General features: G+C 35.2%; 30 protein-coding genes, 2 pseudogenes and 1 riboswitch. Of the genes and pseudogenes, 7 read left to right on the forward strand and 25 right to left on the reverse strand.

The annotated features are described in order from the left end of the window. Nucleotides 1–227 precede the first annotated feature (227 nt). From LRP81_RS16155 to LRP81_RS23380, 5 genes are all read right to left on the reverse strand, one after another. Nucleotides 228–896 carry an SGNH/GDSL hydrolase family protein gene (locus LRP81_RS16155; RefSeq protein WP_230502935.1) on the reverse strand — a complete coding sequence of 223 codons (669 nt, stop codon included), beginning with the start codon at nt 894–896 and terminating at the stop codon, nt 228–230. 496 nt (nt 897–1,392) lie between these two features. After that, entirely contained in the window at nt 1,393–2,232 is an 840-nt protein-coding gene (locus tag LRP81_RS16160; protein WP_230502937.1) for an uS10 family ribosomal protein, read from the reverse strand. Nucleotides 2,233–2,321: 89 nt separating this feature from the next. Continuing rightward, the gene (locus LRP81_RS16165; RefSeq protein ID WP_230502939.1) at nt 2,322–2,819 is read right to left on the reverse strand and encodes an SRPBCC family protein; all 498 of its coding nucleotides are present in this window, start codon (nt 2,817–2,819) and stop codon (nt 2,322–2,324) included. A gap of 13 nt (nt 2,820–2,832) precedes the next feature. Beyond that, the gene (locus LRP81_RS16170; protein WP_230502942.1) at nt 2,833–3,174 is read right to left on the reverse strand and encodes an ArsR/SmtB family transcription factor; all 342 of its coding nucleotides are present in this window, start codon (nt 3,172–3,174) and stop codon (nt 2,833–2,835) included. Nucleotides 3,175–3,756: 582 nt separating this feature from the next. Further along, complete coding sequence (locus tag LRP81_RS23380; protein ID WP_317987087.1) at nt 3,757–4,470, reverse strand: D-Ala-D-Ala carboxypeptidase family metallohydrolase; 714 nt, start codon at nt 4,468–4,470, stop codon at nt 3,757–3,759. Between the two features lie 296 nt (nt 4,471–4,766). On the opposite strand from LRP81_RS23380, the gene LRP81_RS16185 reads away from it, so the two are divergent. Both LRP81_RS16185 and LRP81_RS16190 read left to right on the forward strand, forming a co-directional pair. Then, complete coding sequence (locus LRP81_RS16185) at nt 4,767–5,312, forward strand: PadR family transcriptional regulator (RefSeq protein WP_230502944.1); 546 nt, start codon at nt 4,767–4,769, stop codon at nt 5,310–5,312. Nucleotides 5,313–5,314: 2 nt separating this feature from the next. After that, entirely contained in the window at nt 5,315–5,794 is a 480-nt protein-coding gene (locus tag LRP81_RS16190; RefSeq protein ID WP_230502946.1) for a DUF4188 domain-containing protein, read from the forward strand. 63 nt (nt 5,795–5,857) lie between these two features. On the opposite strand, the gene LRP81_RS16195 is transcribed toward LRP81_RS16190, so the two are convergent. The 7 genes from LRP81_RS16195 to LRP81_RS16225 are packed head-to-tail and all read right to left on the reverse strand — an operon-like array spanning nt 5,858 to nt 10,418. Further along, entirely contained in the window at nt 5,858–6,370 is a 513-nt protein-coding gene (locus LRP81_RS16195) for a GNAT family N-acetyltransferase (protein ID WP_230502948.1), read from the reverse strand. After that, nucleotides 6,367–6,885, reverse strand: coding sequence for a nucleoside/nucleotide kinase family protein (locus tag LRP81_RS16200; protein WP_230502950.1), 519 nt, complete (start codon nt 6,883–6,885; stop codon nt 6,367–6,369). The genes LRP81_RS16195 and LRP81_RS16200 overlap by 4 nt, the downstream gene beginning before the upstream one ends. Nucleotides 6,886–6,902: 17 nt before the next feature. Next, nucleotides 6,903–8,126 carry an MFS transporter gene (locus LRP81_RS16205; protein WP_230502953.1) on the reverse strand — a complete coding sequence of 408 codons (1,224 nt, stop codon included), beginning with the start codon at nt 8,124–8,126 and terminating at the stop codon, nt 6,903–6,905. Nucleotides 8,127–8,143: 17 nt separating this feature from the next. Next, nucleotides 8,144–8,719: a DJ-1/PfpI family protein gene (locus LRP81_RS16210; RefSeq protein WP_230502955.1), complete on the reverse strand. Its 576-nt coding sequence runs from the start codon at nt 8,717–8,719 to the stop codon at nt 8,144–8,146. Further along, complete coding sequence (locus LRP81_RS16215) at nt 8,716–9,489, reverse strand: class I SAM-dependent methyltransferase (RefSeq protein ID WP_230502957.1); 774 nt, start codon at nt 9,487–9,489, stop codon at nt 8,716–8,718. The genes LRP81_RS16210 and LRP81_RS16215 overlap by 4 nt, the downstream gene beginning before the upstream one ends. A 1-nt stretch (nt 9,490) precedes the next feature. Continuing rightward, complete coding sequence (locus LRP81_RS16220) at nt 9,491–9,940, reverse strand: NUDIX domain-containing protein (protein WP_230502959.1); 450 nt, start codon at nt 9,938–9,940, stop codon at nt 9,491–9,493. 13 nt (nt 9,941–9,953) lie between these two features. Continuing rightward, a complete protein-coding gene (locus tag LRP81_RS16225) occupies nt 9,954–10,418 on the reverse strand; it encodes an NUDIX hydrolase (protein ID WP_230502961.1) in 465 nt (154 codons plus the stop codon). Between the two features lie 148 nt (nt 10,419–10,566). Next, nucleotides 10,567–10,673, forward strand: a riboswitch (SAM riboswitch). A 152-nt stretch (nt 10,674–10,825) separates the two neighbouring features. On the opposite strand from LRP81_RS16225, the gene LRP81_RS16230 reads away from it, so the two are divergent. Both LRP81_RS16230 and LRP81_RS16235 read left to right on the forward strand, forming a co-directional pair. Next, entirely contained in the window at nt 10,826–10,999 is a 174-nt protein-coding gene (locus LRP81_RS16230) for a hypothetical protein (RefSeq protein WP_230502963.1), read from the forward strand. 79 nt (nt 11,000–11,078) lie between these two features. Then, nucleotides 11,079–11,867 (forward strand): alpha/beta hydrolase family protein, encoded by a 789-nt coding sequence (locus LRP81_RS16235; RefSeq protein WP_230502965.1) that lies wholly within the window; start codon nt 11,079–11,081, stop codon nt 11,865–11,867. A 212-nt stretch (nt 11,868–12,079) separates the two neighbouring features. Here the strand turns inward: LRP81_RS16235 and LRP81_RS16240 are convergent, their stop codons facing one another. The 12 genes and pseudogenes from LRP81_RS16240 to LRP81_RS16295 all read right to left on the reverse strand — a co-directional run bounded on the left by LRP81_RS16240 (nt 12,080) and on the right by LRP81_RS16295 (nt 19,300). Continuing rightward, the gene (locus LRP81_RS16240) at nt 12,080–12,835 is read right to left on the reverse strand and encodes a phosphotransferase family protein (RefSeq protein ID WP_230502967.1); all 756 of its coding nucleotides are present in this window, start codon (nt 12,833–12,835) and stop codon (nt 12,080–12,082) included. Nucleotides 12,836–12,858: 23 nt separating this feature from the next. Further along, nucleotides 12,859–13,383 (reverse strand): hypothetical protein, encoded by a 525-nt coding sequence (locus tag LRP81_RS16245; protein WP_230502969.1) that lies wholly within the window; start codon nt 13,381–13,383, stop codon nt 12,859–12,861. Nucleotides 13,384–13,426: 43 nt separating this feature from the next. Continuing rightward, entirely contained in the window at nt 13,427–13,885 is a 459-nt protein-coding gene (locus LRP81_RS16250) for a hypothetical protein (RefSeq protein ID WP_230502972.1), read from the reverse strand. A 157-nt stretch (nt 13,886–14,042) separates the two neighbouring features. Next, nucleotides 14,043–14,228 carry a hypothetical protein gene (locus LRP81_RS16255; protein ID WP_230502974.1) on the reverse strand — a complete coding sequence of 62 codons (186 nt, stop codon included), beginning with the start codon at nt 14,226–14,228 and terminating at the stop codon, nt 14,043–14,045. 513 nt (nt 14,229–14,741) lie between these two features. Next, nucleotides 14,742–15,059, reverse strand: a complete 318-nt coding sequence (locus LRP81_RS16260) for a hypothetical protein (RefSeq protein ID WP_230502975.1) — start codon at nt 15,057–15,059, stop codon at nt 14,742–14,744. 130 nt (nt 15,060–15,189) lie between these two features. Next, complete coding sequence (gene tnpB / locus LRP81_RS16265) at nt 15,190–16,374, reverse strand: IS200/IS605 family element RNA-guided endonuclease TnpB (RefSeq protein WP_230502977.1); 1,185 nt, start codon at nt 16,372–16,374, stop codon at nt 15,190–15,192. 42 nt (nt 16,375–16,416) lie between these two features. Then, nucleotides 16,417–16,479, reverse strand: a pseudogene (locus LRP81_RS16270) (IS200/IS605 family transposase); the annotation flags it as partial. 176 nt (nt 16,480–16,655) lie between these two features. Continuing rightward, nucleotides 16,656–16,988: a hypothetical protein gene (locus LRP81_RS16275; protein WP_230503165.1), complete on the reverse strand. Its 333-nt coding sequence runs from the start codon at nt 16,986–16,988 to the stop codon at nt 16,656–16,658. Between the two features lie 27 nt (nt 16,989–17,015). Next, nucleotides 17,016–17,348, reverse strand: coding sequence for a DUF4406 domain-containing protein (locus tag LRP81_RS16280; protein ID WP_230503166.1), 333 nt, complete (start codon nt 17,346–17,348; stop codon nt 17,016–17,018). A 16-nt stretch (nt 17,349–17,364) separates the two neighbouring features. Further along, complete coding sequence (locus LRP81_RS16285; protein WP_230503167.1) at nt 17,365–18,312, reverse strand: DUF2268 domain-containing putative Zn-dependent protease; 948 nt, start codon at nt 18,310–18,312, stop codon at nt 17,365–17,367. A 15-nt stretch (nt 18,313–18,327) separates the two neighbouring features. Further along, nucleotides 18,328–18,666: a hypothetical protein gene (locus tag LRP81_RS16290; RefSeq protein ID WP_230503168.1), complete on the reverse strand. Its 339-nt coding sequence runs from the start codon at nt 18,664–18,666 to the stop codon at nt 18,328–18,330. Between the two features lie 87 nt (nt 18,667–18,753). Continuing rightward, nucleotides 18,754–19,300 (reverse strand): annotated as a pseudogene (locus tag LRP81_RS16295) (AAA family ATPase). A gap of 148 nt (nt 19,301–19,448) precedes the next feature. Between LRP81_RS16295 and LRP81_RS16300 the strand changes: the two are divergent. After that, a complete protein-coding gene (locus LRP81_RS16300; RefSeq protein WP_230503169.1) occupies nt 19,449–20,327 on the forward strand; it encodes a DUF6843 domain-containing protein in 879 nt (292 codons plus the stop codon). Between the two features lie 320 nt (nt 20,328–20,647). Next, on the forward strand, nt 20,648–21,613 hold the full coding sequence (locus LRP81_RS16305) for a serine hydrolase domain-containing protein (protein WP_230503170.1): 966 nt from the start codon (nt 20,648–20,650) through the stop codon (nt 21,611–21,613). Between the two features lie 315 nt (nt 21,614–21,928). On the opposite strand, the gene LRP81_RS16310 is transcribed toward LRP81_RS16305, so the two are convergent. Next, complete coding sequence (locus LRP81_RS16310; protein ID WP_230503171.1) at nt 21,929–22,138, reverse strand: DUF3006 domain-containing protein; 210 nt, start codon at nt 22,136–22,138, stop codon at nt 21,929–21,931. Between the two features lie 201 nt (nt 22,139–22,339). Between LRP81_RS16310 and LRP81_RS16315 the strand changes: the two genes are divergently transcribed. After that, nucleotides 22,340–23,224: a ComEC/Rec2 family competence protein gene (locus tag LRP81_RS16315; protein WP_230503172.1), complete on the forward strand. Its 885-nt coding sequence runs from the start codon at nt 22,340–22,342 to the stop codon at nt 23,222–23,224. The last annotated feature ends 4 nt before the right edge of the window (nt 23,225–23,228 follow it).

The raw sequence follows: 23,228 nt of genomic DNA on the forward strand, positions 1-23,228 counted from the left end.
GTAATATACTTACCAATATCAATGCACTAAATATAAGAATATCCGAAAAAAACTCTGACAAACAAAATCCCCCCTATTACAGCTTCTATATTTGTTACAAAATATTTTATGATATAGGATATCTTTTATAATTTTAACATATTTACCCAATTTATTTATCAACTAATTTTGACAAAAATAAAAACTTGAGAAAGGATTATCTCCCCCAAGCCTTAGATGCTACATATTTAAATATCATCAATTTTTTCAGCGTAAGCTTCTGCTACTAAATTAGCTCCGCGGCTATTCAAATGAATGCCATCCATTGTCAGGTGTAAACCTCTCGTAGCAGACAGCTTGTCTATTCGTTTTGCACTTTTGTAAAAGAATACATCTTTAACAAGTTGGACAACACCAATGTTTAGGAAATCAGAACTTCTTCTGGTTTCTAATTCTTCCATGAACTTCGCCTGCAAATCAATAAACGTGACAGCCTTTTGTTGTTTAGCAATTTCCTCAATAATTATCGAGAGGTTTAAAAGGCCTCGATTGGATGAATTAATGGTTTCTCCAATTACTGCTGGGGAAACCACCACTACACGCTTAGCTGCCTTTTTTACGATTTCAAGGACACTCTCATAGAAGTCTTTAAACTCCTCTGATCCTCTCGTTATAGGCTGAGCCTGCACCTTCAAAAGACGGGAGTAAATATCATTCACACCAATCCACAGAAATGCTAAATCAAAATCTTTCTCCATTTCTTTCTTCATTAACCTGGTATGTAAACTTTTCACTGTCTCGCCAGCCTTGCTTATATTCACAAAGGTAACGTTTGGATATTTCTTTTTTAAAATCTTGAAAAAGGAAACCCCTGGGCTTCCATCTGTTAAACTATCACCGATGCAGGCTATCTTCATGTTGGCTCCTCCTTAGAGAATAGTATCTCTATATTACCAGATATAATTAAACTTATTATCTATCAAAGTACATCTTGTATTGAATAAATCCTAAAAGGAGAGTATTCGCTAGAAATATAGGAACTACATAACTTAAAAATCCATCTATTATGGATAAATTCTTCAGAACTAACAAAATACCCATAGATATTATAAATAAAGCTGGCACCAGCATTTTATTACTTTTGGGTGCAAGTCGATAAACCGTTATACCCACTCCAGCCATTAAAAAAAAGGCAGCTAATATTAGTGAGGAAATCCAGATTATCCCGATTGGGCTGTGCTCCGTTGGCAGGCCTTGAAACAATATGAACTACCAACTAATTAGAAAAATAACCAATACTATTATATTTATTTTTAATGTCTTTTTCTTTTTCAAACGCAAAAAAATAAGTGGACTTATGAAAGCTCCAAAAAGTACATAACTGGCCACCCTTATTCCTCCTCGTATTACATATTATCGAGAAAGCCATTCCTGCACATCCTCTATGAAATGTTTTTCTTTCCATGCTACAATTGCTGTATGTTCTCCTAATCTTTTCTTCTGGTATTGAAAAAATTGATCTCCGATATAATACGCTAGTCTAGCGTTTTTAAATGTTAATCCACCCCTGATAGAAAACCACTCTCGGAAAATAGATCCCGAATCTTCCTGTTCTACATCCTTCGCGAACGCTTTCTTAATCTCGGAGAAATGTGTGCTGGCAAATTCAATCCATTCTTCCCCTTCATCATTAAAAGAAAAATACACAGATGGCTTCAAATCAGGAATGATATTCCTTGAAAAATGAGTCGCAGCCCCTTCCTGATTTATCCATATCAGTGGATGATTCCACGCCATTTTTGTCCAGTCAGTACCAGCTTTATCGGAAAGCAAATTATGTGCAGCATGACCAAACTCATGAGCTACGATTACTCTTAAGTGATCGGGATCTGACGATAATTTTTCAAGGGCAAAGGTAATATCGGGAATAACTTGTTTATGCGTGTAAGCATTGGATCCATAACCGCCAACAATGAGATTCACTCCTATCGGGAGGTCTAACTTGTATAGCTCAGCAAATGTTTGAGATACTTCTTGAATAATTGGTACGATACGTTTGTGGGTTTCTAAAATAGAAGGAATCGAATCAGGATACTTAGTCAAAGATGTCATATGGCGTTCCTCTGTATCTTGACAATGATAAGAAAAGTATTCATGAAAAATGGCAGGATATGTTTCATAATAGCTTCTTAAGAATGGTATGGTTCTCTTTTCTTTTGCAAGAAAAAATGGAACTGTATCAATGATTTGCATAGTATCCCTCCTATGCCAATTATTTCAAACTTTTCAAACAGTTACAATAAAAAAAACACAACCCTGTATTAGGATTGTGCCAGATTTATTTATCCTTTGTAACTTATTTCACCAGTTTCTACTAATTCTTTCAGTCCCATAAACATCAGATTCCAACCATGCTCGCTTCCAGAGTGGTACTCACCAAGTGCTTTTTGTAAATCAGCTTCTGTCCAATTTTCTTCTGGAGCTACATGAATAAGCTGAGTAAAAGTCATTTCACTACCTTGTTCTGTTTTTTTCAATAAAACGGTGATGGTATCTTCTAACTCACTGAACTGAGGCATTTTAAATGTAAATACCAATTTTTTCGGCGGATCAATCTCTAAATACTCCCCAACTGCCCTGTAATCTTTACCTTCTCTGTGATCAACTATTTCCCAAGTTCCCCCTACTTTTGGGTCATTTTTTGCCACTTTGTTTGTTCCTTCTAATGTAAAAAACCATTTGCGCATCATATCTGGATTGAGCCATGCATCAAATACTCTTTCTGGTGCTACATCAAAGTTTCTAGTCATAGTTAAAGTGGTAGTGGATACGTTATGCATCATCATTCTCCTTTTAATGTTCCTTTTTCTTAGCTTGTTGCAGTTCTTTTTCCAGTAAATCAAAACGATTGCTCCAAAATTTTTCATAAAAGCGGAGCCATTTTGTTGCTTGAGATAATGCGTCCACATTAAGTTGGCAAATGTGGGTTCTACCGCTTATCCTTCTGTTTACAAGTTGGGCACGTTCAAGTACTTTAATGTGCTTAGAAATAGCCGCGAGAGACATATCAAATGGCTCGGCGAGTTCTGAGACCGTCCTTTCTTTCTCCGACATCATCTGAACGATTTCCCTTCTAGTCGAATCAGCCAAAGCATGAAAAATATCATCTAAATGTTCTTCATTATATTTAACCATATAGTTAAATATAAACTAAACCCACTATTTATTCAACCATTTAGTTAAATAAAATAGGGTGTTTGAAAATCGACTCGTAATTACAATTCGATAAAGGTATATTAAATACTTTTGTGGTAGGGGGGGCTGCAAGACCTTTTGCAATTTGTCCGAATAATTAGCGGGGGTGTCCATATTACTTGGTGATGTCCGAAATATCATTCTGAGTGTCCGAATAATGCAATTTAGTCCTATCACCTTCGCAGTATAATGGAATCTCCCTAAAAATAACCTTAATTTTCACGTGGATTCATGCCACACAAATAAAGGATAGGTACCAACTCATATTTTTTGACTATTTCCTTAGAAAAGTGATCATTATAGATCGAGTCGACAATTTTACTACTTTTTTTATTTTGCCCATAATACCCTTCAACAAATCGGTCGATGTGCCAAGGGGAAACCTTACAGACTGACCGGAAGACATCTTCTTAACGGAGTGGCTTATGATCTCAATGGCAAAGGAGCTGTTCTAAACTTGAAAATCTATACTTTCTAACTAAAAAAATCCCTGCACTCTTAACGAGTACAGGAATCCAACTATTATCTCCACCACCAAGCTTGCGATCCGTATGGAAATTCTACACGACTGTCCATATGGGTGAATCCACTTTCACTGTAGATTCCACTAAATCCTGAGCTTTTAGCTGCGTTTTGAACGGTTGCATTGCTAACACCAGATACACTGATGTCTGCTGCAATACCGTATGTGTGTTGGCTGTTAGATGCGCCGCCAACATTGCGGTTGTGAGAGATGCTTCTAAATCCAGAATTAATATTAATTGGTCTATTTCCAAGCTTTACACGAACGGCTTCTAGCTTGTACATCGTGCGTCTAACATTTTCACGCACTGTTGCCGCTGATACATTTCCACCGTTAAATTGACTTCCGTCTTTAGAATAAAATTCACTGTAGCTGAAGTGTTTCGTACCATTTGATGATTCCAAGTCATTTAATTTTGCTTGCGTTTGTGGGCCAACAATTCCATCTGCAGAAAGGCCATAAGCACGTTGAAACCTAATTACTGCTGCTCTTGTCCCTGGTCCAAATTGACCATCCACTGATACCACAGTCTGTTGTGGAGAATCAGCTGCCCAACCTGCCACACGAATTTGCAATTCCCTAACATCTGCACCACTTGATCCTTCACTAAGTGTTCTCGTCCAGTTATATGCGGACGCCTCTTCTGCTGAAACCAGTGACAAAACCAACCCAAGCATTAATGTAAAACTAAATACCATAAAACTACGATACACTTTTACCAATTTACATCTCTCCCAACCACAATTATTTTTTTGAATTTTCCTTCAAAGAAAAGTGCAGTTACAACAACGACTAAATGTATATCTAGGAGATTACTAGATTAGTAGAATCAAATCCTCCTTTCATAAAAAATTTAGGTAGATTATGTAATTTCTTGAAGTTCACCTTTATATTACTTCATTTTGATAGTTTAAAAAGGAAATATTCCTAGAAGAATTAGAATATATTGACATAAGATGAATTATATATCATAATGATATATATCAATAAGATATACAGAGGTGCAATCATGACAAAAGAAAATACTCAATTCGCTATCCTCGGTCTTCTTACAACGGGCTGTAACACTGGATATACGATCAAACAAATGATGGATGGCAGCTTAAATCATTTTTGGAAAATTAGTTATGGGCAAATCTATCCCACATTAAAGCTGTTAGTTGATAAGGGATATGCCACTGTGGAAGAAACGAAACAAGAAGGTAAGCCAGACAAGAAAGAGTATCAAATAACGGCAAAGGGAGAAGAAGCGCTTAGGGGCTGGCTGGTGAACGATGTTCCAAACCTGGAGACAATAAAAAACGAACTACTCTTAAAGCTTTTTTTCAGCAGGCATCAAGAGAACACCTTAACCATAGAACATATCCAACTCTACAAACAAAAACTTCAAGAACGTTATCAGACCTATGAAACGATCAAAAACGATTTAAGCAAACATCATATGAGCAACGCAGACGCAACCTTTTGGATTATCACCTTAGATTTCGGACTAATAACGACTAAAGCTGCGATTGACTGGTGTGAAGAAACAATATCAAAACTAATGGAGGTATGAAAATGGGAGTATCTTTATTTCCGGGACGTTATACGATAACAGATAACAACGAAGACATTGTTGTATTTGTAATAGGGATGAGAATTAATAAGTGGTGGGCTATGCATAAATGGTTGCCTGTATTGATGGCAATGCCTCCAATGATACGAGAACTATACATGAATAAAGAGCTTGGGTGCCTTTCCATGGAAAACTTCTCAAGGCTCAGGACTACCCTTTTAATTCAATACTGGCAGTCTGAGAAGCATCTCATGGCTTATGCTCGTGGGCAGAAACACCTCAAGGCTTGGGCAGATTTCAACAAAAAAGTAGGAAATAATGATGCAGTTGGGATATATCATGAAACCTATATTGTTCCAAAAGGGAACTATGAATCTATTTATGGAAATATGCCAAAGTTTGGGCTAGGCAAGGTAATGGGTACGACACCAATTACTGCCACTACTAAATCTGCAGAACATCGTTTGAAAAAAACTCCGTAAGAACTATCAGATAAGGAGCTGTCCAGAAAGTGAATATTTTCTGGACAGCTCCTTCTTCATGCACTAAAATTGCATTTCATAATATGGCTCTTCTTGCTTTGTATCTTCAAACCACCTCATCTCTACAAACTGAAATCCTAATTTTTGGAGGATATGATGAGATGACGTATTTTTTGGATCAGCTGAAGCGAAGATACATGTAACAGATTTAAGTTTTCGTGCTATATCCATACAAGCCTTGGCTGCTTCTGTTGCGTATCCATTTCCCCAAATATCTTTTGCAAAATGATAGATTAGCTCTACTTGATTAATGGAAGATTCCACATTAAATCCTGCTGCACCAATAACGTGTCCGCTCGTTTTTTCCACCACTGCATACACAGATATCCCGTTCTTCTCATAGCAATCACGGTAAAATTCCAAGTTTTTAGGAATTTTAGAATGAGGAGTAGCCCCAGAACACTGTGCCATTACCTCTTCATCTCCCCAGAATCGTTTTACCTCCATTGCATCTTCTTGTTCAAAAACTTTAAGCAACAATCGATCTGTTTCAGCTACCACCATCTTATTACTCACCTTTTCTTCAACTTATTTAAAATAATACTCACTATATTATCAAGCGGTAGAGTTCCATCCACCACTAAATCACAGTCAGGTTTGATACTTTTTTCCATTTCCAAATATGCTGCTCTGCCGAAATTTAAGTAAAATGCTAAATCTTGGTGGATGTCTTGCAGTCGAATATGATCTCTCAGCATCCTTCTTGCCATGGCAATATCCAAAGGCGTATCGATAAAGATCGATAAATCGATATATTTTTTCAATGAATCATTCTTGTACGAGAAAGGATAATCTAACAAAATATATGACTTTGAAGAAATATATTTTTCTATATCCTCTATTAAAGGTTTCAGGCACCAGAGATTATAATCAGCTCCATCTTCTACCCATTTTATGAGATCATTTGGTCCATTAAAGTCATAATCATCAAAGTGTAGAAGAATAGAGTCGGGTAACGCCTGCAGCAGTCTTTTCGTTACAGTCGTTTTCCCTCCTCCCGAAAAACCTGAAACAGCAATGATTAAAGTCAATCTAGACCAACTCCGTTCTATACATGTACTTGCTTGGTTTCTTCACGAAAGTAGTCATCTTTGCTTTTACCCATTACCGTTAGTAAAAGTATCGTAGCAAAAAGTGTTCCGACAACTGCAAATACTATACAAACGAACTGTAATGAAAACCATTCTGCTAGAAAACCAAGTAATAGGGTCAAAAGGATTTGTACAAACCCTTGAAACATATCAGCTATACTTGCAAATCTACCCATAATATTCACTGGTACCGTATTTTGAAAAAACGTAGCATATCCTGCATTTGCAAAAGCCATAAAGAAACCTAAAAATACAAAGGCTGCAGTAGCGGTAAGGAAATCAAAGGATGCATAAAACGCAACGTATCCAATTGCAGTTAGCAGCATACCTCCCCCTAGATAGAGCTTCAAGGAAACCTTCTTCGCCACCATCGCAGAGACGGTCGCACCCACTAATGCTCCTAAACCAGTTAAACTCATAATTAATCCATAGTCTCTATCAGTGAGTTGGAGATGTTGTTTAATAAAGGTTACTTCTTGTGAATCTAACGCAAACCCCATTAATAGAGCAATCTGGAAAAGCAAATAAACACTAATAAAAAACTTCGCTTGCAAAGCAAAATCCTTCACTGCCTTCCAATCACTTACAAGCGTTTGGAAACGAATTGGTTCTGCCTTTTCTGAACTCTCTTCATCCACATTTGGAAGAAGATATAAAAAGAAAGAACACACCAAAAACGCTATCCCATTTATCCATATACATATTGACGTATTAAAGAACATAATTAGAAACCCTGCAATCGCAGGACCAATTAAAAATGCACCATAGCTAGTCATACTCATTAAGGAGTTAAATCTTTTTCTATTTTCCACTGGAATAAGCCTTGTAATATAAACAGAAGAGCTTGGACCAAAAAAAGCACCGGCAATATTAATTAATAAAATAATAAAATAAATGATCCATAGATGACTAATGAATGGGATAATACATACTAGTATTCCACGTATGATATCAATAGAAATCATTAACCTTCTTTTGTTTACACGATCTACTACGCTTCCTGACCAAGTATTTGTAAGTAACATTGCAATTGGTCTAATAATATAAAGACCAGCAACAGCTGCAGCTGATCCAGTTAGATTCAAAATGGAAAGGTTAAGGGCAACCAAATAAATCCAACTTCCTAGATGAGAGACACCTATTCCTGTTAATAAATAAATAGCATATTTATAATGTTTCACCTGTTTACATCACCTTATCATAAGTCTTTTTCCATCAATCGATTACCCTCACCACTGTAAAACGTAATCGAATCTTTGCTAACTTCCCTCATCAATTTATTCACTTCTATGCCAAATTCAACAAATGCATGCCCTTGTGCAGTAACTATGTTCCCTGCTGTCACTACATTTGAATAAATATATGAATCTTCATTAAATCCACCAAGAAATTTCCGTTGTTCTTTTGATAGAGTAGCCGTATAGGTAGCTTCCTTTAATAAGCCAGCTTTGGCTAACACAAATGGTCCACTACAAATGGCTGCAACAATTTTACCAATTTTTGCAAAGGATTCGACCAAATGAAACAACTCCTGTGCATTTGCAATTGGTGCTAGATCTCCCCCAGGAATAATAATTAAATCATATTCCATTGCATTCACTTCTTCTAAGATAAAATCTGGTTCTGTTCTTAACCCAGCTTCAGAAGTATAAATACGATTTTCTAAGGCACATGTTTTTATAGAATGTGTATCTCTTAACATAGAAATAGCTGTTGCGATTTCGAATTCACAGTAGCCTTCAAAGATAAACAATAATGCTTTTCTAGATTTCATAGTCTTTCCCCTTTACGTGCCAAGCACACCAATTCTGCAAAGTCCACGACGATTTTCTTTTCTGGATTTGCCTTTAAATCGTATTTCATTTTTGCTAGCCCTTCTTGATAGTCCTCTTCACAAATAAGTGTTAAAACCGAAATATCCCTGTTATCTGCATAATTGATAAGACCCTTTATCTTTGCCTGTAGCATTTTATACTGGATTTGAAGATTGACATCAAAACCTCGTTGACTTAATTCATGATAGAGCAATTCCTTCGACCAGAATCTTTTCAAATCCTCCATACGGGCAGTTGGAAAATAGTGATACACCCACCACTGCGGCATATCATGTATCGCAATATTATGGAGTTTGTATACTCCACCTTTTCTTAACACCCTGCTAATTTCATCTATTGCTTTCTCTTTATTTTCATAATGATGAAAGGCATAATTGTTCACGATGTAATCAAATGTCTCGTTCTCAAAAGGAAGGTTCTCTGCACGACCATGGTGAAAAGAAACAAAGTTACCCACCTTCTCTTTTGCTTTTGCCAGCATTTCCTCAGATGCATCGAGACCAAACCATTGGATTGATGAAGACGTAAAGTACTCTGTCTGTTTTTGTAAATAAAGGCCTGTCCCACATGATAAATCTAATACCTTGTATTGCGGTTGTGTAGATTTTCTTATGTAATCCTCTAATTCTGTATCTGTTTTAATTTCCTGCGTTCTGAATGTATTTTTATCATACTTATCAGCTATGTTCGCATATAAGGTTCTCTTCATCTTATTTCTCCTTTTGAAAAATATCTGTTGGAAAAGGTAAGGCTAGTGGGGGAAAGTGACTATAATCTACATATTTCAATATTTTTGATTCTCCATCGATTGGTATTAAATCTCCATGCAGGACGGAGCAATCAAAAACACTTACGACGTATTCCACCTGATCTCCGTTATGGTAGATATAACGAAAACCTTTACCACCAAATACGCCAACTAACTTTTCTACTTTCACTCGAAGCCCTGCTTCTTCCCAAACCTCTCTGATAATAGCTTCCTCGGGACTTTCCCCTGGCTCTATTGCTCCTGCTGGAAGACTCCAACATGTTTCATTTGCAGGAAGTTGTAATAAAATTTCATTTTTCCCATTGCGGATAATGGCTGCAACAGATGGTATAAGAAGTAAATCTTTGCCGATTTTGTTCCTTAATTGTTGGTAGTATGCTGAAATAGCCAAATGGTTCACTCCATCAACTTATAATTGGCTTACCTCTATTTGAAAGTAAGTCTCTAAAAAGCATTTGATGATCACTAAATAAATTAGAAGGCAATTCCGATAAGGAGAAGAATTCCATACTTATCGATTCATTGTTTATGAGTAGGTTCCCTTCATAGTCATTACACGTGAAGAAAAATTGAACAAGTGAAACTTGGTCCCCATTAGGAAATGTCTTGTCATACTCCGGACCTGAATAAACTCCAAAAAGCTCGAGTTTTCTCATTTTCAACCCTGTTTCCTCATGCACTTCCCTTCTTGCTGTATCTTGAATATTCTCGTTCAACTCCATAAAGCCGCCAGGGATTCCCCAGGTTAACGTATCCGAGCGTTGTTGAAGTAGGACGCGATGGTCATTATCAAATACTACTGCGCCTGCCACTACCATAATTATTTTTTCTTTTCCAACCATTGATCGTATATGCTGTACATAATCCAAAATTTATCATCCTCAAATTTTTTATAATTCCAATTATTCCAAACAAACCCATCTATTACAATCTTTATTTTAGAAATGACCTATTCTAGGTCTGTTATTCCAATTGACTTTTCTGAACATTTCTTGTATCTTAGTCTTTATAACTTAATCCTTATAAAGAGTCGGGGGAAGAACTGGTCTTATGATCCCGCAGCAACCTCTTCACATGTAAGAAGGTGCTAAATCCAGCAGGTTACTATGCCTGAGTGATAAGGAAGATATCGGATGTACGTTGTAATCCTCTCCTTATCTTGGAGAGGATTTTTTTCTTGAGATGATTTCTAAGCCACGTATATGATTTGGACATTTTTTTTACTATCAATTCCAAGTAAACCAATATGAATAATAAAACAAAAGGAGGAACAGAAATGTCTACCCACTTTCGGAAGGCGATTAAAGTACGGAGGGAACAGCTCATTCGTGAATTATTAAAGTTGAATAGAAAAGAATTGAATGCGATATATCTAGATAATCTCCTATTAAGTGACCTAGAAAAAGAATTAAAAGAACAGCTAGAATCGAAAGGAGCACGAAAAAAGTGAGCCGCAGTTTTGCCACACACCTTTATTGTTCGAAATGTCATAAAACTGATTGTATAAGTAATAATAAAGAGGTATTCATATGAGAAAACATACTAATCTATTATGGAAAGATATAAATCTCTCAGTTTCAATTGATTATCCAGCATCCTATTTTGCAAACACCTATCAGAAATCTCCTGCAATTATTATCTGCCACGGATTCATCGGTTCTAAAGTTGGAGTGAATAGACTCTTTGTAAAAGCTTGTGAGGAATTAAAGAAAATTGGCTATGTTGTCGTTCGCTTCGATTATGCTGGCTGCGGGGAAAGTGAAGGGCACTATGGAAAGAACACTCTGCGAGGCTTTATTGAACAAACAAAAGAAGTACTTAACTTTGTGAAAAGCCTTGATAAAATTGATTCTAATCAACTTACATTAATTGGGCATAGTCTTGGAGGAGCTATTGCCACCATTTGTTCAGTTAATGAAGAAAATGTGAAGAGGCTGATATTATGGTCTGCTGTTGGAAATCCATATAAAGATATCCAAATCATTATGAGTAGAGAGACTACTAACATTCACGATTATTACGGATATACTTTTCATACGGAATTCTTTGAATCACTTAAAGAGGCTAATCCTATCAAACTCTGTTCCTTCTTCAAAGGCGATGTCCTAATTATTCACGGGGATGCAGATGAAGATATACCTGTACAATATGCTGCATTATATGAAAAAGATTTTTTATCTAGATCATTAGGAACATGTAATAGGTTCACCATAAGTGAAGCCGATCACACATTTTCTAGAAGTGATTCCTTTAAAAAGCTTATAGGCATTACCAAAGACTGGTTATTGGATGGTTACTTGCAAAAGAAGACTATGTAAAAAGTAAGTCCCCTTTTTATTAAAGGCTTTTTTCGCAAACTTTGTTGCTTTTACGAACTTTATAAGATACTCGTAATAATCGTTACTATCGTGCTCTTTTCCTGCATTTAGTATGAGTCAAAAGGACAAGTTTTCAATGAACATGCACGTAAAAAGTCCAGAACCCGACTTTTTACTGGTTACTAGCAACAATCTTTTAGAAAAGAGCCTTATTAAAAATGGGGACTCATTTGGTGCACAATATTCATTAGTTTCTCCGAATCTTCTTTTGTTCCCACTTTTTCTGATAATCTCGCAGCTGCAATGATTGGTGCCCATTGAAAGATTTCTTCTCTCGTTACGCCACTTTTCTTACAATAAAAGTAAAGATATTTTTCTGCGAGTTCACTTGAAAATTGGGAATAAAGGAGGTAGGTTCTATATACATCTGCTCGAATATCTCCAGAGCTTGCGTCCACCCAATCAATAATATGTGCACGTTCCTCACTCTGGATTAAGTTGTAAAGATGAAAGTCACCATGACACAATCTTGGTTCGTACTTTATTTCTTGCATTTTGGATAGCAATTGATCTTTAACCTCTCGAGAAAGGTGTGATACTTTGTGAATTTGTCTTTTTAATTTTTCTTGCATGGACATAAGACTCTCTGCCTTCTTGGTATGAATTTCTTTTTGAATATCTACAGACATTTCTAAATAGTATTCTGTCCGGTCAGTATTATCCATAAAGAGCTGACCTAGTGTTTTTCCGGAAACATACTCCATTACTAGTGCGTTTTTTCCATTTATTTTTGTAACTTCCAATATCTTCGGAACTGGAAGGTTACAGTCAAACGCTATCCTTTGTTTGGTAGCTTCATAAGCTGGCTCTGAGTCAGAGATATGATCATGATATATTTTTATTGCTCTGTCTTCCTGCAAGTAAACATTCGCAGTATTACCTTTTGCGTATGGTTTTCCAAGTTTCACAACTATACCTCCCTTCTATTCCCTTACATTTGCTCTACTTCTTTTAACTTGCTTTTTAAAAATGCTAAAGCCTGCACCGAATTACCTTCAGGAAATGCACGTTTGTAAATTGGATGAACAATTTGATTGTATTTTAAAGCACCTGTAAGAACTGCTACAAAAAACTCTTTTTTATGTAGAATAAAATTCTTTCCTGGAATTTCAAACTGTACTGTTTCCGTATCAACCGCCTTAAGAGTTAATTTCATTACGTAGTCAGGAAAATATTCAACACTATAGCCATTCTGCAAACAATCATAAATTAGATTGAGTAGAATTCCCCATATTCCAGCTATAGAACCATACTCTTCCTCTCCTAAAATTTCCTTACCTTTATATGTTATTTGTACAAAACCATATAACCTTGCATGAATAATCGTGTTAGCAAGATCAGGTAACTTCTTATGATCTTTTTCAAGATGCACATACTGGTTCTTAAATTTCTCAAGAGGTAGCCTATCCTCATACCATTTTGAATCCTTACTAATATAGGTTTTTACATGAAACATTCAAAATCACCCTTAAATTTATTTTATGTAAACTACGCAAAATTTAAAGGGCTCCTGAATCGCCACCTTCTCTTCCACCGCTGTATAGATTGTAATTTTGATATTTTGTTTTATCCGCTCCTCCGTTAGGCTTATTTTCCTGTCTCATTAAGCAAATAATTATATTGGCAACTCCAAGCAAGAATATCCCACCAAATAGGAACAATGATAGGCCGCCTCCCCCTAGATTAATCTCATCTGCAATGATTGCTTCAAAGTACACTACTTGGCCAGCTAATATAAAAGAAAATATTGATATTCCAATTGCAGTTAATCCATTTATTTTCCCCTTAACTCTTTTAGGCATTACCACTAATATAAATACAATTATTACAGCAAAAAGAATTGTTGTGAACAAAGGCTGCAGCAACGTAAATGAGCCACCAGACTCAAAAGATGAATAGGTATACATTTTCTCCTTATATAAGAAACCAACTATTACTGTGATAACGCCTGTAGCCAAAGTTAGCTTAACGAAGGTGTTTGGGAAATTGCATAGCCTCTCATAAAGTGAAAAACAGTGGAACTAAAACGATTAGCCCATTGATTTCCCTTGAAACTGTTTAACTGTTTTGATATAAACATGTAAACAATTACTCTACAAAAGCATTTCTGAATATTTAATGATTTCCTCCACCATCACCATCTGAGCTATTGTAATGTAGATACCTTGAAGTTTCTGCCTCTACGTTTTGGTTCCCTTTGTTTACGTCTGGTGGTGAATTCTTCCAATTGTTCTTTTTATCAATGATAATTGAAAATACTATTAAAATGCTGATAGGTACTAATACAAATAGCCAAATCATTAATTATCCCCCATCTCTTTGTTGTCATTTATTATTTCTATCCCCCTTATACTACGATTTAGGGAGTGAAAAGTTTCAAAAATATTCTAATAACTAGTAGTAAATTTACATCTAATAGAGAAAGTTTCACCAGCTATATCCACATGGGTGTGTAGTAACCCCCTTTTAATATAGAATGAACTTTCACTTTAATGTAAATAAAGATAGTGAGGATTAAAGGCTACAGTAGATTCCACCAGATTCAAAGCATATATAGATATACATTTTTTGACCTCCTATTTCTCCTTATATAAGAAACCAACTATTACTGTGATAAAACCAGCTACAAAAATAAGCTGTACTAGAGTGCTGGGATAATCCCCCATAGAAATGTTATGAATAAAAAAACTTAATAGTAAAACGGTTATACCCAGTAGCATTATTTTAATTGAATTTTTCATATTTTATTCCTACTTCCTATATTTCTTATAGTACGGTTATAATTCTATGTAGTATTCCTTCCGTTTTATCATTTTAAGAATAATCATTTGGTAAACTGATTGCCCATGATTGTCTTCCACCTTCACTATTTTGAAAACCTTGGATGTACTTAGCAGACTCGTCATATGCAGAATCCATCCCTACATTTTCAAATAAAAAGGCAAATATATTTGTATTTTCTAATCCGAAGAAAAAAACTGGATATTGGACTGGATTGTAAAAAGAAACATAACACTTTGCAAAAATTATTAAAGCATCATACTTTTTATTATCGTTTAGCATGTCCTCTGCACTTATATTTACATATTTAACATTTTCTATTTCGATTAACTCATCTTGACCAAACCGCAATTGTTAATAAGCGTTCACTGATAGTATCATCTTTATAAGAAATCTCTTCATCATAATTGTTTAAACATCCAGATAATATTGAACCTCTCGCCACTTAACACTCTTACAAGTTGTTTGAAGTGGGAGATTCCTAAGAACACCAGCGTAACCGCCAGTTATGGATTAGGCTAGCCCAAGTTATTCCTACGGTTAGAAGTCTTATCGCTTCATTTTTAAGATTGATACTTGCGTTGATATCTCGGTCATGATGTGTACCGCATGAAGGGCAATTCCATTCACGCAATGCGAGATTCTTTACGTCTTTATTCCGATAGCCACAACCTGAACAAGTTTGAGAACTAGCAAAGTTTTTGGCTACCACAACCACTTGCTTGCCATACCATTTTGCTTTGTACTCAAGCATGGTTCTAAATTGTGACCAAGATACTTCACTTATCGCTTTGGCTAATTTGTGATTCTTTAACATGTTCGATACTTGCAAATCTTCCATTCCGACTATATCGTGGTTTTTGATAATGTCAGTTGAGATTTTATGTAAGTAGTCTGTTCTTGCATTGATTATCTTTTCATGAATGCGTGCTACTTTCCGCTTTTGCTTTTGATAGTTTTTCGCTTCATCTAAATTACCATTTCGTTTTAACGCTAATTCTTGACGTCTCGAAAGGATGCGCTGTGCTTTAGCCAATTTCTTTTCCTGTGTGCGGAAATACTTATGATTTTTATATACGACTCCATTAGACAAAATAGCAAAGTCTTTTATGCCAACATCTACCCCAATGGAAGAACCTGTTTTTTCTAATGGCTGTACGTCTGTTTCTGCAAGAATGGATACAAAATATTTCCCACTCGGATTCCGTCTAACCGTAGCTTGAAGAATACGCCCTTTTACTTCACGACTTTTTGCAAACTTAACTAATCCAAGTTTAGGCAACTTCATTTTGTTTTCTACAATCGCAATATTGCCTTTCGTGTGCTTGGTTGTGTAAGATTGCACGTTGTTCTTTTTAGACTTGAAACGAGGTGCTTTGTTCTGTTTCTTGAAGAATCGAGTATACGAATCGGCAAGGTTTTTGAGGGAGGATTGAATGGCAATGCTGTCCACTTCTTTTAACCATGGTAGATCTTTTTTGAGTTGTGGTAGTTTTGCTGAACAAGAATGGTAGGTTAATCCTTTTTTTGTTTCTTTGTACGTATCATTCCATTGTGCTAAAAAATGATTGAACACAAAACGGCTACAGCCAATTGTTTTAGCAATCAGTATTTCCTGTTCTTTGTTTGGATAGATACGAAATTTATATGCTTTGTTGATTATCATTCATTTCACCTCACTTCTTGACCAAAACCTTTCTTTCCATCATTTTTTTCTTATTTGTGGAAAGTCCTTTTTAATCATTCGAGAACTTGCACTCTTGTAAGCATTATCTATCATAAGGTAAGCAGATTACCAAAAATAACCTTTAGACTTATGCCTAACCGACATTCATCTCCCACTTACTCATTGGGCTAAGCCCTACACATTCCTTGAAGTGGGAGTCTTCTGTCGGGAAACGATAAAAGTGATAAGACTAATAAAACTTTTTTCATTTGTGTACACCCTTATTCAATAGCATGATTTTTCTTCCCAATCACTGTCATTTCATCCTCTGCAATGTAAACAATCAAATTTCCAACAACATCTGTTTCAGTATGATTAAAAGTTACTTCATAAAGTATTTGATTAAGGTGATTGCCACCCAAATAACTATTCAATTGATGATCCACGACTACTTTGTTTACATGTGAATCCTTAGGACTAACTAAAATTCTATTACTTTCTTCTTTCGTTAAACTATTAAAGGCAACCATTTCTAACGATAGTTTAGCAGAGTGATGATAATCGTATAGTCCACTTACAATTAAAATAGCTAAAAAGACAAAAAGTAATCTCATCCAACTCTCCGCCTCTCTATATACCAATTATACTAATGGACAATTTTCTTCTATTACTTCTTTTTCCTCTGACCAATAACGTATAGGCTTACCATTTTTTCGTGCATACTCGATTTCACTTGCTGTACTCTCTCCGATGTAGCCCTTCTCATCCACAACAAATATCTCGTCTGCCATGTCTATTTTTTTATAGTGCATTTCTTTGAAAAGTTTTACCTGTTCTTGTGTAATCGTTATTCCCTCGCTTTGCTCAAAGAAACCGAGGCTTAGTACGATGTTTCCTTGCAAGGTCAGGGTAGCTTCTGCCATTCTGAATTCTTTTTTAAATTTTGTTGAACCGCATAGGGTAATTACTTTCATCTTGCATCCTACCTCTCTATTTAAAACGATCCACATAATTACTCTTTTCCAAAATTTTTTCTGGGGATAATGCCGTCCACTCATCAATAGTAACTTCAGGATTATTATTCAAAAAGTCTTGCATAATATTAAACCCTGCAGCATAACCGTATAATCTTGGAAATTCTCCACCACCAAGGATAATCTTTTGATTATCAAGACTAATAGAATCTAAGCTATCTACAATTTTAGCCCAACTAGTTTCTTCTTGTTGTTGTGTTATAGAATACGTGGTTGCAGTCGGATATAGTCTATGTTTGAAGCTTTCTGCCCGTCCTTCAAATATCATATACTCCAAAAGAGTTGTATACCCATGTGTATAATGTCTATCTGTCCAGACACTATGATGATATTCATGTGCCACTGTACCTGCTAAATCTTCTTCTGTTCGATAAAAGTTATCATCATAAAAGATGGTAATTTTTCCTGCACCAATATTAACTGCAAGTCCACCTGCGTTTTGATTATAAGGAAGTATACATACATTCGTGTCAGGACCAGATAGTAATTGAGCAGATTCAATGAGTGACTGCTTAATTATCTGTTCAAGATTAGCACCTGCCATTTTATCAACTAATCTTTCTAAAGCATCTAAATTTGCTGGTGGTTTATTAATATACTTGTTCATTAATTGAAGGTACTCTCCTTCTCTAAAACATTTATCCCAATTAGGTGTAAATACGTTTTGCATATATAAAACATGTAAGTTTGGATCTTCCGCCTCTCTCGCTTTTTCTATGTAAACTCGTAAACTCTCATACAAAGGGATGATTTCAAAATTTTGCTCTCCGGTTTCATGTTGAACTGAAAACACTCCTACTTTTTCTTTTTCTTCAGCAATAACCTCCTCCTGCATTTCTCCTTGTTCACAGGAAGTTAAGAAAAGAATAAGTAATAAATTCCAGATAATTATATTAACTTTCACTTAATTCACCTCAACTCATTGAAATTTTTCCCATGCCAAGTGCTCCACATCCTTAAGCTTTTTCACGTCTTTCTTAAACCATTCTATATTTCCAGCAAAATGTTCTGAGCATTCAAACTCTATTCTTTTTGCTTTTGTTTGTTGGACGCACCTTAAACACCCTAAAAATATCTTTTCTTTGATGGGGGATTCTTTATATATACCAATTTGAGGGACGAGCTCGTAATAATATTCCTTTGCGAGAGAATCAAAATAATTCCTTTTAACAATTTTAGCTATTTTTATATAAGAATCTGTATCTAGTCCCCAACGAACAGTTACCCATGTCCCCTCTAGGTAGATTTTGAGCTTCATAAAGTTCCCATACTTATCACATGAGACCTTTAATACCTTAAAATTCCTATGCTGGAATGTCATATTTCACCTCTATTAATGATCCAACTATTGTGCGAGATGTACAATGTCATCGATAACATGATTCATTTCTATATTGTCTCTTACGAGAAATAAATAGTCTGCCTCTTCTTCAGTCGAAACATCTTCATTTTCTAACTGTTGTCTTTTAAGTAATGCTTCAAAATTATTGGTGTCTCCTCTGAATATATTCGTGTTCCTGTTACTAGATTTTACTCTTTCAAGCAGAGTATCCTCAGGAACATCAAAATATACAAGGACCCGAAAAAAGTTTTTCATAGGAAAAAATGTATCCAAAACATGAGATCTAGCATGTTTAGTTCGATTTGAATTACAGATAATTAAGTGATCTTCTGTATTAAATGGCATAATTGACGATAAGCTCCGTAATAGCGTGCTTTAGCTTATTAGAACCCTTTTCGGGTTGTAAGCTTTTATAATAAGTATTGATGAACAGAGCATGATCATCCTGGTCCGACAATAAGGAATTATTCATATTTTTCTCTAGCATTCTTGCAAAAGTTGATTTTCCGCTATGCGTTTTCCCAACTGTCATTATTACAAGTCTTTTCATGTTCTACCAGTTAATTACGATAATAATACTTTTTTCGACACCACCAGAAAAAATCCCTTCTTTTTCCATAAATTAAAACCTCTTAAAATAAAAAATATGGTAAAATATAGTTATAACAGAAATTATCATTTACTAGGATTGGTGACCCTTGAGAAAATTTTTAGCAGCTGTGTATTCAACCCTTTTGTTTTCTTTGTATTATTTTATTTTAGCACTCATAGAACCGGAGCATATTGGATTCTTTATAATCTTGTTTTCTATATCAATCGCAGGAAATATAATTTATGGCATACCAGTTTCTTTGTTGTCTGATTATGTAACTAAAAAGCTTACAAAAGGAAGACTATTTAGTGCCGGTATTATTCACATAATATTTGGTTCTCTTCTAGTGTTTTTTATTGGTGGTTTTGCCTTTTTCGCCATTATTTGTGCAGTACTCTTCTTTTTCTTTGACGAGTTATTAAAAGGGAGCTTTAAAACATTTTGGAAAAAACCGATTATAGTAATGGAATTTACGATTGTCATTCTTTTAGGAGTATCATCATCATTTTGGTGGCTTGGATATAATATAGAAGAAACAAGGGAAGAAACGAATACTATATTTTTAATTCCTGATGATTATGAAGGTTCAGTTATGGTATTTTACAATGTACCTGAAGAACCACCTTTGGATAAAGAAGGGGAGTATTCAATTGTTCCACTTAAATTAGAGACAATCCCACAATTACATATGACAAATATGGATGAGGTTGCCACGTACAGCACATCTAGCAGACAGGTTTTGGGTTATATAACTGACGAATATTATTATGTGGATGAAAATGGGGAAAGAATTGCTATTGATGGCTCATGTATCTATCATGCTAATTCTGGATCTGATGGCAACATAGAATATAGTGTTTACCAAATTAAGGCAAGCGGCTGTGGTGAGAACTTTAAATGGGATGGACATGCACCTTATTTCGATCAAACTAGGGAAGCATTAAAATATTTTAACTATGGATATAAAGAAAAAAAGAGTCTCTGATTTTCCTTAAGTAGTTCGGTTGTGAAGTAGAAAATATAAAATCACAAGTATTTTAACAAGGGGATTTGACAAGGATTACTATGATTAAACATTGAAATTAGCAACGGTTTTAGCATTGTTTTTACAAGTGGACAACAGTTATTGTCCACAAGTTGAACGTGTGCTAAAAATAAGGTCAAGATTTATGCTAATTGTATAACTAATTATCGGTATACCAGAGGAAAATACGGTTTTATGGTAAAATTTAGATATGGAGATTATGTAAGAATGTTCTTACACAAACGGATGATTTTGATGGCAATTATATGAAAGGAGAAAATATGGAAAAAAAAACAGAAAATATTTTAGTTTCTAAGAAAAATAGAAGCAGTGATTCAAGTACCTTACTTGGTATCGTGAATCAAAACGGGAGACAGATATATTCAGTAGGCATAGACGATAGATCAAATATACCTATTGAAGACAGAATTTTTGAAATTGGCTCTATTTCAAAGGTTTTTACTGCTGTACTCTTACAGACAATGATACAGGATAATATGGTTCATTTAGATGACTCCGTATTAAAATATCAGCCGAGTTATAGCCAGGCGTTTTCAAATGATAAAAAAGAAATAACTTTACGAGATCTAATTACCCATCAATCGAATTTGCCAAGAGATGCTACAAATATTAAAGTTCAAGATAAACTGAATCCGTTTGCATCTTATCAACCAACTGATTTAGACGATTATTTGTCAAACTTTCAGTTAAAAAAGTATAAATACAAATGGAAATATTCGAATGTTGGTGTAGGGTTTTTAGGAAATTTACTAGCAAGTGTGCTTGATACAGAATATGAAGATGCAATAAACGAGCGGATTTGTAAACCTTTAGGTTTGCATAGTACTAGTGTTAATTTAAGTGATAATAACCAACAAAGAGTAATTGTATCGTATATGAAAAACAAAGAAATACCTCCATTTTCAATTCCTGCTTTACCAGGAGCTGGTGGATTGAAAAGTACATTACACGATATGTTAACGTTTTTAGAAGTAAACTTGGGATTAACGAATAGTCGTTTACAACCAGTTTTTAAACAAACGCACAAAATACAAAATAATGTTAAAGTTGATAATAATACACAAATGGGATTGGGATGGATGATTTCCAAAGATAAACAGACACAAGATTATATTCATTGGCACACTGGTGGTACAGTCGGATTTAATACTTATATTGGAATGAAAAAAGATATGAAAATGGGTATTTTATTGCTACAACTCAAAAACACTCATTGTGGAAAATAGTTAATATCCTGTTGGGATTCGGAATAACGATTGGTGAAGAAATTGCCTTAGATGTATTTAATCACTTATTATCAAGGGAATAATTTTATCGGAATTCTGAGGATTAATGATTATTAGAAGATAACTTCTTGAACGGAGGGATGTCTTATTTCAAGAATAAATCAATAAAGTTTTAACACGCAGGGGCTTTTAAATCCCTGCGTTTTCTTGTGCGATTTCCTTATCTAAATTTATACGATTTATCCTGTTCATTCACTTGTTAATTTGATTTTTCTATCTCTGAACTGAACTACTTAGATTGTCCAGAGGCTCCTTTTATTCTTCCACGAATAACTGTTTTGCCAAGCTATCAATATTTCTTTTTCGTTTTGCTGTTTCGGATTCATTAATTTCAAAGGTAATAGAAAGCACATCTCCTTCTTTCACTCCTTTAGGTAATACAGAAAGCGGACAATCAAAGGTTTGCCTTTCATATTCAAGCACTGCCCAGCTACCTTCCAAACGATCGACTATACATTTTTTCATCTATACCACCTCCATTTTCATCATAACATAAAAAAATCCCCATCCAACTTTAGAATTATATGACAAACCATCCTGCTGACCTATTTTAATTATGTGGAAGAAAGATAGAATTAAATTGAAGGAATATACAGATTATTATTGATACTCTGTTACAATTCATTTGGCTAATCTTTAAAAAGAAATCAACAACAGGAGGTATAAATGAAAAATTCTAAGAGCGTACTGTTTAGAGTTGTATTATTAACCGTATTAGCATTCTCTTTTCTTTTTCCACAGCAATCACTTTTTGTAAACGCGGCATCCAATTTACAGGTTCACTTTATTGATGTAGGTCAAGGTGATTCAATCCTCGTAAAATTACCAAATGGGCAAAATATGCTGGTCGACGCTGGGGATAACCATTATGGGTCGACTGTCGTGAATTATCTTAGAAACCAAAATGTAAGCCGTCTTGACTATGTGGTTGGCACCCATCCACATGCAGACCACATCGGCGGCCTCGATGATGTGATTAATACTTTCTCTATTGGGAAGGTCTATATGCCAAATGCAACAGCTAACACAAAAACGTATGAAGATGTATTGTTGGCGATTCAAAATAAAGGACTAACTATTACGAGGGCACGGGCAGGTTTGACCCTTGTTAATACCACTGTGGATGGAAAAGCACTGCGGGTAAATATGCTTGCACCAGTAAGAGACTCCTATAGTAACACAAACGATTACTCCGCTGTCATTAGAGTCTCGTATGGATCGACTTCCTTCCTTCTAACTGGAGATGCCGAGCATATTTCGGAGTCAGATATGGTGAATTCTGGTGAACTATTGTCTGCCAATATATTAAAGGTTGGACATCATGGCAGTAATACTTCCACAACTGATGCCTTTTTGAACAGCGTAAATCCTTCTGTTGCTATTATTTCTGTTGGGGCAGGTAACCGGTATAATCACCCCACACAATCTACTATCGATAAACTAAAAGCAAGAAACATATCCATTTTCCGAACAGATATGAATGGAAGTGTCATTTTTACTACAACAGGCTCTGGCTGGTTAATTAATAAACAAGCATGGTGGCGACCATAGAAAG

The organism is Sutcliffiella rhizosphaerae (assembly GCF_917563925.1).
Classification (GTDB): domain Bacteria; phylum Bacillota; class Bacilli; order Bacillales; family Bacillaceae_I; genus Sutcliffiella_A; species Sutcliffiella_A rhizosphaerae.